This window comes from Rhodothermales bacterium (assembly GCA_034439735.1).
Taxonomy (GTDB): Bacteria; Bacteroidota; Rhodothermia; order Rhodothermales; family JAHQVL01; genus JAWKNW01.
Map to the genome: position 1 here is coordinate 1 of JAWXAX010000214.1, position 13546 is coordinate 13546.

The window sequence follows — 13546 nt, forward strand, 5'->3', positions numbered from 1 at the left end:
ATCTCCCCTTGAATTCAAGCGTCTCAAGACGCACCACGCCTCATGAGCGGCATCATCGGACTCCACCGCCTCGACGGCCGGCCCGTCCATCGCGACGAGTTGGACGCCATGCTCACGCCCCTGGCCCATCGCGGCCCGGACGGGCGCAGCGTATGGCATCACGACGTCGCCGGCCTGGGGCATCTTGCCCTGCACACTACCCCGGAAGCGGTCCACGAAACCTACCCCCTGCAAAACGCCGCCGGGGTGCTGCACCTCGTGGCGGATGCCCGGATCGATAACCGCGCCGAGATGATTGCGCAGCTGGAGCTGACCGGCCGGCCCGTCACCGACGCGGCCATCGTCCTCGCCGCCTATGAACGCTGGGGCGACCGCTGCCCCGAGCGCCTCATCGGCGCCTACGCCTTCGTCATCTGGGATTCCCGCCGGCGCAGGCTTTACGCCGCCCGCGATCACTACGGACTCAAGCCGCTGTTCTACAGCTTCATCCCCGGCCGGCTCTTCGCCTTCGGCTCCGAAGCCAAAGCGCTCCTCGCGCTGCATGAGGTACCGTGCGAGCTGGATGAGGTCGCCGTCGCCGCGCACCTCAACGCACCGGTCGACGCCGACGCCTCGGGGACGTTTTATCGCGCCATACGCCGGCTTATCCCGGGCACGTATATCACGGAGGAAGAGGGCCGCCTGCGCCAGGAACGATACTGGTCGCTCGATCCTTCCCGGGAAATCCGCCTCGGCTCCGATGCCGAATATGCCGAAGCCCTGCGCGAACGGTTCACCGAGGCCGTGCGCTGCCGGACGCGTAGCGCACATCCCGTCGGCGCCATGCTCAGCGGCGGCATCGACTCGTCGTCTATCGCGTGTGTGGCCGCGCCGATCGTCGCCGCCAGCGGAACACCGTTGCAGACGTACTCGGCCGTTTTCGACACCGTGAAGGAGAGCGACGAGCGGGCCTACATCCAGGCCGTGCTCCGCCGGCACCCGCGGGCGATCCAACCCCATTACCTGACGGCGGACGCACAGAGTCCGCTGCACGACTATTTCCGGGTGCTGCGGCACCAGGATAGCCCCGTCGAGGCCGGCAATTTCTACATCAACTGGATCCTCCATCATCAGGCGAAGGCCCGCGGCGTACGGGTGATGCTGGAAGGATTCGACGGCGACACGACCCTCTCCCATGGCGTGGGCTACCTGCACGAACTCGCCCTCAACGACAACTGGTACACCCTGTACAGGGAGATCAAGGCCCAGACCGGCCGGTCCGGCCAGCCCTGGACGGACGTCATGTGGCGCTGGGTGAAACGGTATAAGATCGAGCCCGGCCTGCAAACTTCCGCCGGCATCCGCTTCGTGCGAACGGTCAGGAACCGGCTGCCGATCCGCCGGCAGCCGACCCTCGGGCCGGTCCATGAACCCCTCTCGTGGCGATCAGCGATGCAACCATCGTTTGCGTCTCGGATCGAGGACCATCTGGCGCCCAGGGCGCCGGCGCCCCGCAGCGAACGCGAAGACCATCACCGCCTCATGACGCGGCCGATGATGCACCGCGTCGTTGAACTCCTCGAAGCCTCGACGGCCGCCGCCGGCATGGAGCTGCGTCTGCCCTTTTGCGACCGCCGGCTCCTCGAGTTCTGCCTCGCCATGCCGCCCACCCAGAAACGCCAGGACGGCTGGACGCGCATCGGCATGCGGCGCGCCATGGAAGGCATCCTCCCCGCCGCCATCCAGTGGCGGGATTCCAAGAGCGATCTCGGGCCGAGCTTCGACCGCGGGTTGCTGGTCCACGCCGGCGATCGACTGGACGATCTCTACGCCCACGACCTCGGTGGCATCAGCCGGTTCGTCGACCTCGATGCCCTGCGCGCCAACCGGCCTCGGTATGAAAACGGACGCGCCACGCACCCGACCCAATTTCCCTGGCGAGCCCTCTCGCTCGCCATCTGGCTACAGCAAACAGGCCTGTAGCCCCCGACATTGCCAGCGCTCCGGAAGGGCGACGGCAATACTTCAACACACCAACCATAAACCAGTACAACCATGAAAGCCTCTCAGAAGAGAACGTACAAAATGCCCGTGGTCGTCGACTACGGTACCGTGGCCGAGCTGACCGCCCAGGCCGGCGCCCAGAACGCCGATGTGCCCGAAGGCACGCCGAACACGGCCTATCCGCCCGTGAGCTGATTCCGGCTGCCCCCCGATTTTAGCGATTCGGAGGGCGTGGCGTGCGCTCCAGCCCGAGCGCCCGCCCGCCCGACGGTCGTGTGATGTTGGTGCAAAACCGATACACGGCCACGATACATCGTGGCCCTACGTCCTGCAACCTGCCAACCTGCAACCTGCCAACCTGCAACCTGCTAACCTGCAACCTGCTAACCCCTTTGCCAACCTATTCCGCCTTCGGCCTCGCCATCGATTCGGAGCTTGAACTGGCGGACCTGCCCGCCGGCGTCGCGGCGCCGGACACGACGGTTCGCTTCGGGGCCATCCCGCCCCGGGCCGACACCGTCGCACACGGGGATCAGCGGCGCGTGGCGGTGGATGTGAACGCCGTGACCATATTCTGGGACGGCTTCGGCGCCGTCCGCATCGCCGGCGGCGCGGAGATCGTAGTCGATCGCGCCCCGGGCGTCGACGACGGGTTCTACCGGCAGATTGTCCAGAACATCGCCCTCGGCGTGGCGCTGCACCAGCGCGGGGTGTTCACCCTCCATGGCAGCGCCATCGCCCTGCCGGCCGGCGCCGTCGGGTTTGTGGGGTGGAAAGGCGCCGGCAAATCCACCGCCGCGTCGGCGCTCTACGCCCGTGGCCACACCCTGGTAGCGGACGATGTCATGGCGATCGACACGGCCCAGTCCCCGCCCCGGGTGATGCCCGGCATCCCCAGCATGAAACTCTGGCCGGCCTCCGTACAGGCCGCGCTCGGGGAGGACGCCGGCGCCCTGCCGGCCCTCTTCGAAACGACGGAAAAACGCATCCGTGAGGTGTCGGACCGGTTCGCGACGGCCCCTCAACCGCTCCGCCGCATCTACGTCCTCGCCTTCGGCGGCGACGCCCCCCGCATCGAGCCGCTCTCCCCCCGCGAAGCGCTCATCGAGCTCGTCAGCCAGTCCTACGCCTTGCGCTTCATCGGCAACCGCGGCGCGGACCGCTCGCACCTCCAGCACGCCCAGCGTCTGGCGAGCCAGGGCCTGGTCGCCCGGCTCACGCGGCCCCGAAATCTCGCGTCACTCGAGCATGTGGCCGAAACAATCGAGGATGATATAGCCCAACGTTCAGCGTCTGCTGAATATTCCAGCACCCCAGAACAAGAAGTCATCCCCGCGCAGGCGGGGACCCAGCCATCAGGTTGGCATTTTTCTGGGTCCCCGCCTTCGCGGGGATGACTTGCTCCTCTTGCTCTATGCACATCTCAACGATTTCCCAACGCCTCCGCCTGCTAGCTCGCGCCATCGGCCTCATCGGTCAGGCGACGGGGCGCTGGACCGTGATCTGGATCGGGCTCCTCGCCGCCCAGGGGCTTCTGCCGGCCGCCGGCGTCTACCTCACCAAAATCCTGGTGGACCGCCTCGCCGAGCTGGCAGGCCATGGCGGCGGCCTCTGGCCGTTGGCCGGGCCGGCGGCCGGGCTCGGCGCGGTACTCGTCCTGACCCAGGTGCTCCAGGGCATCACCCGGTGGGTCCGCACGGCGCAGTCGGAATACCTGCAGGACCACGTCAAGGCCCTGGTCCACGAGCAGGCGGCGCGGGTGGACATGGCGTTTTATGAGTCGCCGGCGTATTACGACGAGATGGAGCGGGCCAACAGCCAGGCCGACAAACACTCGCTCACCCTCCTCGAAAACCTCGGCAGCCTTGTCCAGCACGGCGTCACGATCGTCGCCATCGCGGCGCTCATCATACCCTACGGCTGGTGGCTGCCGTTGCTGCTCATCGGGAGCACCTTGCCGGCACTCTGGGCCGTCGTGCGCCATAGCCGCCAGCACCACCGCTGGTGGAGCGACTCGACGGAGAGCCGACGTCGAACGCAGTATTACGACTGGATCCTCACGAGCCGCTACCACGCCCCGGAAGTGCGCCTGTTCGGGCTCAGCCAGCATTTTCGCGGGCAGTATGCCGCCTTGCGCCAGGTGTTACGCGCCGGACAGCTCGATCTGCTCCGGGGCCAGAGCCTGTCCCAGGCCGGCGCCGGCTTCTTCGCCTTCCTGGCCACCGGGGCGGTCATGGTGTGGATGGGGTCGCGGGCCATGCAGGGCGCAGCCTCGCTGGGAGACCTCGCGCTGTTCTACCAGGCCTTCCAGCAGGGCCAGGGGCTGGCGCGTACCCTCCTCGGTAACCTGGGGCAGATCTACGCCAGCATCCAGTTTCTCGAGCACCTCTTCAGATTTCTGGATATCCAGCCGGCGACGCCGCCGCCGGCCCGGGCCACGGCGCCCCCCGAACCGCCCTACGCCATCGAGATCGAGGACGTCGACTTCGCCTATCCGGGCTCCGATCACCTGGCGCTCCGCGGGTTCAGCCTATCGATCCCCGCGCGGCAGACCGTCGCCATCGTCGGCCCCAACGGCGCCGGCAAAAGCACACTCATCCATCTCCTGTGCCGGTTTCACAGCCCCCTGAGCGGCGTCATTCGGTTTAACGGAGTCGATCTACAGCACTGGGACCACCCGACGCTCCTCCGCCAGATCGCGGCGCTGTTCCAGTACTTCGTCAACTACGCCGGCACCCTCGCCGAGACCGTTGCCATGGGGGATCCAGGGGGGATAAAGGGGGGTCTCGACCTATCGCGGGTAAAAAAGGCCTGCGAGGCAAGCGGAGTGACGGATATGCTGGACCGGCTGCCGGCCGGCTACGAGACGAAACTCGACAAACGATTCAGCGGCGGTGTCGACCTCAGCGGCGGCCAGTGGCAACGCGTCGCCCTCGCCCGCGCCTTCTTCCGCGAAGCGCCCATCCTCCTGCTCGACGAACCCACCAGCTACCTCGACCCCTGGGCCGAGGCGCGCTGGCTCGATCGGTTCCTCACCCTCGCGAAAGACCGCACCACGGTCATCGTCACCCATCGGCTGACGACCGCCATGCGGGCGGACCGGATCTGTGTGATGGAGGAAGGCCGCATCGTCGAGTCCGGCACCCACGCCGAACTGCTGCTCCAGGGCGGCCTCTACGCACACTCATGGGAGGAGCAGACGGGAATCTCGATGGACGTTCCGGCACATCGTATCTGAAACGAAGTGTGCCCGAGCCGGTCCCTTTAAGCCGATCAGATCGGAAGGGCTCATTCCACCAGAGCTTCTTACGTATTTTTGCCCTATTATAAAAAACTCTGGACGCCAGCCGATCTGAGGCGGTTGTTCCGGGACTTTTCGAGTTGCATTTCGGAGCGTCGGCATCCATCTGCTCCATCCGACCCTCGCGCCAGTGATTTTCCGTGGCCGTTCGCAACACGGTGCTCCGGGGACGTTGAGCTGGATGCATCTAGTGCCGCATCCGTCGGCTCCGACAACGTCCACATGAGGTAGGATGCAAAAAAAGTTCGTACGTCTGCTCACCTCCATGGCGGAACGCCTGGAGCGGGCATCGACAACCCGGCGACAGGCCCTCGAAGCGGGTGATCAACCGGACACGGAGGAGCAGTCCCTGCGGTCCGAGCTATTCAACGTCGAACAACTCCAGCGACACGCGAGCGCGCTCGCCGCATCCCACGAATTGGCGGAGGGTCACGGAAACGGTTCGCTCATGGCCCGGCTGGATGCGAACGAACGCATCCTCGTGCACGCCTACGAATTGATGTCCTCCGCCGCCCTTCGGAATCGCCGTATCGTGCCGGCGGCCGAGTGGCTCCTGGACAATTTCTACCTGATCGAGGACCAGATCCAGATGGCCCGTCGGCACCTGCCGCCGGCCTACAACCAGCAACTCCCCCGGCTGGCGCAAGAGGAGGGCCAGGCGACCACTCCCCGTGTCTATGCGATCATTCTGGATCTCATCGCGCATGTCGACGGGCTGGTGGACCCGCTAAGCCTCAACGCGTACATCGCCGCGTATCAGACCATAACACCTCTCAAACTGGGCGAGTTATGGGCGGTACCCATCATGCTACGCCTCGCCCTGATCGAGAACCTGAGGCGCGTGGCCACCCGGATGGCAAGCACCCGCCGCGATCGCGACCTCGCGGCCGACTGGGCCGAGCGCATGGTCCACATCGTCGAGCAAAACCCGACGGACCTGATCCTGGTCATGGCGGACATGGCGCGCGCCAACCCGGCACTCTCGGGGGCCTTCCTCGCCGAAATGACGCGACACCTCCAGGGCCTGAGCCCGAAGTTTGCTTTTGCCACCACCTGGCTGGATCAGCGGCTGGCCGAAGAAGGCCATTCGATCGAAAAGCTGCTCCAGGCCGACGGCCAGGAGCAGGCCTCCGACCTGGTCTCGATGGGCAACAGCATCATGAGCCTACGGTTTCTTAGCGCCTACGACTGGCGCGACTTCGTGGAGCAACACAGCCGGGTGGAGCTGGTCCTGCGCGAAGATGCCACCTACGCCGGCATGGACTTCACCACGCGCGATCGCTACCGGCACATCGTGGAGGAGATCGCCCGCTACAGTCCGCTCACTGAAGAAGAAGTCGCCCGCCAGGCGATGCACTTCGCCCGCCAGGCCTCGCGCGATGCCGCCGGCGAAGCACGCACCACGCATGTGGGGTACTTCCTCATCGACCAGGGCCGGCCGGCCCTCGAACGCATCGCCGGCACAGCATGGCCGCTCCACACCAGGCTTTTCCGGTTGCCTGGCCACTTCCCACTGTTCACCTATCTCGGCAGCGCCCTACTCATCGCCGCCCTCGTCGTGTGGAGCTTCGTGGAGCAGGCCATCGGCCGGGAGGTAGGGCCGGCGCTGCTGTTTTTCCTGGCGGTCCCGCTGGCGATGATCGCCACCTACCTGGGGATCGGGGTGATCAACTGGGCCACGATCCTTCTCGTACCGCCACGCTCGTTGCCCCGGATGGACTTCAGCAAAGGCATCCCGCCTGAAAACCGGACGATGGTCGTCGTGCCCACCCTGATTTCGACCCCCGAATCGGTGGCCGGCCTGCTCGAAGCGCTCGAAGTGCGGTACCTGGCCAACCGGGACAACCACCTCCATTTCGGGCTCCTGACCGATCTGCCGGACGCCCCCGAGGAAGTCCTACCGGGAGACGCCGAGCTCGTACAGCTCATGACCGACGGCATCGAGCGCCTCACCGAAAAATACGCACACGTCCGGACCGATATTTTTTATTGCTTCCATCGCCCCCGTCGGTGGAATGAAGGGGAAAAGGTCTGGATGGGGTATGAACGCAAACGCGGCAAGCTGGGCGAGTTTAATGCCTTTCTGCGCGCCCCTGCCGACCTCGCCTCCCACGACGCCGTAGCGCCCCGATTTGCCGTCGCCATTGGCGACCTCACGGTATTGCCGTCCGTCCGTTATGTCATCACGCTGGACACGGACACGCAATTGCCTGGCGACACGGCGCGCCAACTGGTCGGCGCCATGGCCCATCCCCTCAACCGTCCCGTGTTCGACACGACGGGCAGCCGGGTGATCGCCGGCTACGGCATCCTCCAACCCCGCGTCGACGCGAGCCTCCCCTCGGCCGGCCAGTCCTGGTTCGCTCGCCTGTTCGCCGGCGACGCCGGCGTCGACCCATACACCCGCGTCGTATCGGATCTGTACCAGGACCAGTTCGGCGAGGGCACGTTTGTGGGTAAAGGGATCTACGAGGTGGCGGCTTTCGAACGTGCCACCGGTGATTTCCCCGAGAACGCCATCCTGAGTCACGACCTCCTGGAGAGCGCGTATGTGCGATCCGCGCTCCTGAGTGACGTGACGCTCTACGAAGCGTACCCGGCACGGTATCTCACCGACGCCCGCCGGCGCCACCGCTGGATGCGCGGCGATTGGCAGATCGCCCGATGGCTGTTAAGCAAGGTGCCGGCACGCACCAACCCGTGGGTTGCCAATGCCATCAGTGGGCTCTCCCGATGGAAAATCTTCGATAACCTGCGCCGGAGCCTGGTGGCCCCCGCGATGGTCACCGTGCTGGTCGGCTCCTGGCTCCTCACCGGGCGGGCAACAGCCACCTGCATCACCCTGTTCGTCCTCGCGTCGATCGCCGCCGTCCCGCTGCTCGCGCTGCTAAGCGATTTGGTACGCCGGCCCGACGACTTGCCGTGGCCCACGCATCTGCGCGTCACGGCCGGAGTATTCGGGAAACAGGCGGTACAACTGCTCAGCACGGTGGTCTTCATCCCCTACGAGGCCTACCTCAGCGCCGATGCCATCGTACGAACGATGACACGATTGATGTGGACAAAAACGAAGCTGTTGGAGTGGGAGACATCGAGCGACGCCCAACAGAGCACCGGCACCACACTGACCCAGAGTATTCGAACGATGGCCTTCGCGCCGGCGGTGGCCCTCGTTGCGGGAACGCTGCTGGCGCGCACGGCGCCGGCCAATTTCCTGCTTGCCAGCCCGTTTCTCGTGCTGTGGCTCGTGTCCCCGGCAGTCGCCTGGCGACTGAGCCGTCCCCTCGTTACGGCGCCGGTCCGGCTCACCCCGGCCCAGATCACCTTCCTTCGCAAGCTCTCCCGGCGGACATGGCGGTACTTCGAGGTCTTCGTCTCGGCGGAAGATAACTGGCTCCCCCCGGACAACTTCCAGGAACAACACATCGCCCCGACGGGCCTCGCCGAGTCGGAGAACGAAGGCATCGCCGCGCGCACCAGCCCGACCAACATCGGCATGGCGCTCCTGGCAGACCTCGCCGCGTACGACTTCGGGTATTGTTGCGCCGGCCGCATCTTGGACCGTACCGAAAAGACGTTCGCCACCCTCGCCGGCCTGGATCGCTACCGCGGCCACTTCTACAACTGGTACGACACGCGCTCGCTGCTTCCCCTCCTCCCGCGCTACGTTTCGACCGTGGATAGCGGCAACTTACTGGGGCACCTGTTGGTGCTGCGTAGCGGCCTGCTCGAACTGATCGATGCAAGCATCCTCCAGCCCCGTCTGTTCGACGGACTCGGCGACACGGCCGGCATCCTGATGGACGTAGCCCGGGGCCGTCACCTGATGAAACGCGACCATCCGGCGCCGCTGGTCGGGGTGGATGCGCTGCAACACATCCAGGTCCTCTCCGCCACGCTTCTGTCGCGGCCAGACACGCTCCGAACATCGGCGACGGTACTGCAGGAACTCGGCGAGGCGGCAACCCGGATCGGCGAAGCCGCCGGCGCCGACGACGAATTCCGGTGGTGGGCCGCTGCTGTCGAACGCGGTTGCACCGACCACCGCGACGAACTGCTCCACCTGGCGGCGTGGGTGACGCTGGCGCCCCCACCCGCCGGCGCCGTGGAGGCCCTCCCCGGGCTCCGCACCCTGCTGGCCACACTCGACGCCGGCCCCCCCCTGAGCGACCTCGCGGCGATGGAACTGACGGTCCTGCCGGTGATCGATGACTGGCGAACCAGCGATCCCGAGCCTGCTCTTGCCGACTGGCTCGGTCATCTGCGCGCTGCCATCGCCTTCTCATCCCGGCGCGCCGCCACTCGGATCGCGAAGATCCAATCACTCGCGGATCGGTGCCTGGAATACGCCGACATGGACTTCTCCTTCCTGTATGACGCTACCCGTAACCTGTTCTCGATCGGGTACAATACTCGCGAACAACGCCTCGACGCCGGATTCTACGATCTGCTGGCCTCGGAAGCCCGCCTGGGTAGTTATGCCCTCATTTCCAGGGGGCAGGTACCCCAGGAACACTGGTTCGCGCTCGGCCGCATGCTGACCTCCACGGGGGGCGAGACGACCCTGCTCAGCTGGAGCGGCTCGATGTTCGAATACCTGATGCCCCTCCTGGTCATGCCCAACTACGAGGCCACGCTACTCGACCAGACTTACCGAGGATCGGTGGGCCGGCAGATCGACTACGGCAACCAACGCGGCATCCCCTGGGGCATCTCGGAGTCCGGCTACAACGCGATCGACGCCCGGAGGAACTACCAGTACCGTGCCTTCGGCGTCCCCGGCCTCGGGCTCAAACGCGGGTTGGCCGAGGACCTGGTTGTCGCGCCCTACGCCAGCGTCATGGCGCTGATGGTGATGCCGGAAGCCGCCTGCGAGAACATCGAACGTCTCTCCTCCGACGGCCACGAAGGCGCGTACGGGTTGTACGAAGCCATCGACTTCACCCCGTCGCGCGTGCCGGGCGGGTCGGACAGCGTCGATGTCCGCCAGTTCATGGGGCACCACGCGGGCATGAGCCTGCTCGCCCTGGCCTACACGTTGCTGGGCCGGCCGATGCAGCGCCGCTTCGATGCCGACCAGGAGCTCCGCGCGGCCGACCTCCTGCTCCAGGAGCGTGTTCCCCGCACCGTCGCCCCGATCTTCCCCCATGTCGCGGAGGCCAGCATCACGCGACGCACCACCGAGGACGAGGCGGGGGCAATGCGGGTCTATACCGATCCGTCCGGGCCCGGGCCAGAGGTCCATCTGCTGTCCAACGGCCGCTACCACGTGATGATCACCAACGCGGGCGGCGGGTACAGTCGGTGGCACGGGCTGGCCGTCACCCGGTGGCGCGAAGATGCCACGCGCGATCCCTACGGCAGCTTCTGCTACCTGCGCGACCTGGACTCGGGCGCACTCTGGTCCACCGCCTGGCAACCGACGCAGACGCCGACCAAACACTACCAGGCCATCTTCACCCACAGCCGCGCCGAGTTCCGACGCAGCGACGACCGGATAGACACGCATACGGACATCAGCGTGTCGCCCGAAGACGACATCGAACTTCGCCGGATCACCCTCTCGAACCGGTCCCGCCAGCCGCGTACCATCGAGCTGACCAGTTATGCCGAGGTGATTCTAGCGCCGCAGGTCAACGACCTGGCCCATCCCGCCTACAGCAACCTGTTCGTGCAGACGTCCCTCGTGCGGGAACGCGGCGCCATCCTGTGCACCCGCCGGCCCCGTTCGGCCGAGGAAAGCCCTCCGTGGATGATGCACCTGATGACCGTCCAGGGCGAAACGGTCGGCGATATCTCGTTTGAAACCGATCGGATGCAATTCGTCGGACGAGGACGGACACTGGAAAAGCCGGCGGTCATGGACGGACGCATGCCCCTGTCCAACACCCACGGCTCGGTCCTCGACCCCGTCGCGTGTATCCGCCGCGTCGTCCTCATCCAACCCGGAGCCTCCGTCCGGATCGACCTCGTGACGGGGGTTTCAGCGACTCGCGAGGCCGCGATGGCGCTGACGGACAAATACTCCGACCTCCGCCTCGCGAACCGGGTTTTCGAACTCGCCTGGACACACAGTCAGATCGTGCTCGGGCAGCTGAATGCCAGCGAAGCCGATGCCCACGATTATAGCCGCCTCGCAGGCTCCATCGTCTACGCCTCTGCCCTGCGCCGCGCCCCGGCCAGCGTGCTCGCCGGCAATCGTCGCGGACAATCTGGCCTGTGGGGATATGGCATCTCCGGAGACCTTCCGATCGTACTCATCCGCATCCGCGACCACACCCGCATCGAACTCGTGAGCCAGGCCGTGCAGGCGCATGCCTTCTGGCGGATGAAGGGCATCGTTGTCGACCTCGTCATCTGGAACGAGGACAACTCGGTCTACCGCCAGGCTCTCCAGGAGACGATCCTGGACCTCGTTTCGGCCAGCCTCGGGGCCGCACTCGTGGATAAACCCGGCGGCATCTTCGTCCGCCGCGGCGAGCACATGTCCGAAGAAGACCGGACCCTGCTGCAAACCGTCGCCCGGGTCGTCCTGGTGGATAATGCGGGCACGCTGCGCGAACAAACGGACCGCATAGGGCGAACCGCGCGGTACTCCCGCCCTCACAAACCCACCCGCCGCCGCCTCGAGTTGGCGAAAGCCGGCCGACCTACACACGACCTGGCGTTTCATAACGGCCGGGGGGGGTTCAGCCGCGACGGGCGTGAATACATCATCGTGCTCGAATCCGGACAGACGACGCCGGCGCCCTGGGCCAATGTCATCGCCAACCCTCACTTCGGCACGGTCATCTCCGAGAGCGGCGGCGCCTATACCTGGGCCGAAAACAGCCATGAGTTCCGAATCACGCCCTGGCACAACGATCCGGTGACCGACGCCTCCGGCGAGGCGCTGTACCTGCGCGACGAAGAGACCGGCTACTTCTGGTCCCCGACGCCGCTGCCGGCGCCAGGCCCCAATCCCTATGTCTCCCGCCACGGCTTCGGCTACAGCATCTTCGAGTACGCAGAGGACGGCATCGTCACCGAACTGAGTGTCTTTGTCGCCGTAGATGCGCCCGTGAAATTCGCACGCCTCAAAATCACCAACCGTTCGGGGCGCAAACGCGAACTCTCCGCCACGGGCTACTGGGAACTGGTTCTGGGAGAACGGCGCGATCAATCGCTCATGCACGTGGTCACCGCGATGGACCCCGCGTCCGGCGCCCTGTTCGCGCGCAACCCGTACAGTCCCGACTTCCCCGAACGAATCGCGTTTTTCGACGGCAGCGAGACGATACGATCGGCCACGGGAGACCGCACCGAGTTCATCGGCCGGAACGGGAGCCTCCGGAACCCCGCCGCCATGCATCGGATGCGCCTCTCGGGGAACGCCGGCGCCGGCCTCGACCCGTGCGCCGCGCTACGGCTACCTTTCTCCCTGGAGGATAAACAGGTCAGAGAGGTCGTCTTTACGATCGGCTCCGCCGAAACCGAGGACCATGCCCGGCAACTCGTGCATCGCTTCCGCGGCATCGGCAGCGTGTACCGCGCCCAGGAAGCCGTATGGCAGTACTGGAGCCACACCCTCGGCGCTATCTATGTCGAATCCCCGGACCCCGCCGTCAATTACCTGGCGAACGGATGGCTGCTGTACCAGACACTCGCGTGCCGCATGTGGGCACGAACCGGGTTCTACCAGTCGGGCGGCGCCTTCGGCTACCGCGACCAACTCCAGGACGCCATGGCGCTCGTCCATGCCGCGCCGGAACTATTGCGCGAGCATCTCCTCCTCGCCGCCGGCCATCAGTTCCGCGAGGGCGACGTGCAGCACTGGTGGCATCCGCCGGCCGGGCGCGGCGTACGCACCCACTTCTCGGACGACTTCCTGTGGCTGCCGTACGCGACGTGCCGCTATGTCGCCACCACCGGGGACACCGGCGTGCTCGACGAGCGCGTGCCGTTCCTGAGCGCCGCCCCGCTGCGACCCGATGAAGACGCCAACTACAACCTGCCGCGGATCTCCGATGATATCGGCACCCTCTACGAACACGGCATCCGCGCCATCGACAACGGACTCCGATTCGGTTCACACGGGCTGCCCCTGATCGGGGGGGGCGACTGGAACGACGGGATGGATCGGATTGGACGTGCCGGCAAGGGAGAAAGCGTCTGGCTCGCCTTTTTCCTCCACGAGGTGATGACGCAGTTCGCCGCCCTCGCACGCACGCGTGACGACCACCCTACCGCCGAACGGTATGCCCTCGAAGCCGGCCGGCTTCG

General features: G+C 66.1%; 5 protein-coding genes. All 5 read left to right on the forward strand.

What is annotated here, in order from left to right:
* The first annotated feature begins 42 nt into the window (after positions 1-42).
* Entirely contained in the window at positions 43-1962 is a 1920-nt protein-coding gene (locus SH809_15740) for a lasso peptide isopeptide bond-forming cyclase (GenBank protein ID MDZ4701162.1), read from the forward strand.
* A gap of 72 nt (positions 1963-2034) precedes the next feature.
* Entirely contained in the window at positions 2035-2178 is a 144-nt protein-coding gene (locus SH809_15745) for a lasso RiPP family leader peptide-containing protein (protein MDZ4701163.1), read from the forward strand.
* 197 nt (positions 2179-2375) lie between these two features.
* Positions 2376-3380: a hypothetical protein gene (locus SH809_15750; GenBank protein MDZ4701164.1), complete on the forward strand. Its 1005-nt coding sequence runs from the start codon at positions 2376-2378 to the stop codon at positions 3378-3380.
* A gap of 17 nt (positions 3381-3397) precedes the next feature.
* Positions 3398-5221 carry an ABC transporter ATP-binding protein gene (locus SH809_15755; protein ID MDZ4701165.1) on the forward strand — a complete coding sequence of 608 codons (1824 nt, stop codon included), beginning with the start codon at positions 3398-3400 and terminating at the stop codon, positions 5219-5221.
* A gap of 328 nt (positions 5222-5549) precedes the next feature.
* Positions 5550-13546 (forward strand): glucoamylase family protein (locus SH809_15760; GenBank protein ID MDZ4701166.1); only part of this gene is annotated, 7997 nt, incomplete at its 3' end.

Excerpts from the sequence above, each read along its gene's own strand:
- SH809_15740 (MDZ4701162.1), top strand. The coding sequence starts at position 43 with ATGAGCGGCATCATCGGACTCCACCGCCTCGACGGCCGGCCCGTCCAT.
- SH809_15745 (MDZ4701163.1), top strand. The coding sequence starts at position 2,035 with ATGAAAGCCTCTCAGAAGAGAACGTACAAAATGCCCGTGGTCGTCGAC.
- SH809_15755 (MDZ4701165.1), top strand. The coding sequence starts at position 3,398 with ATGCACATCTCAACGATTTCCCAACGCCTCCGCCTGCTAGCTCGCGCC.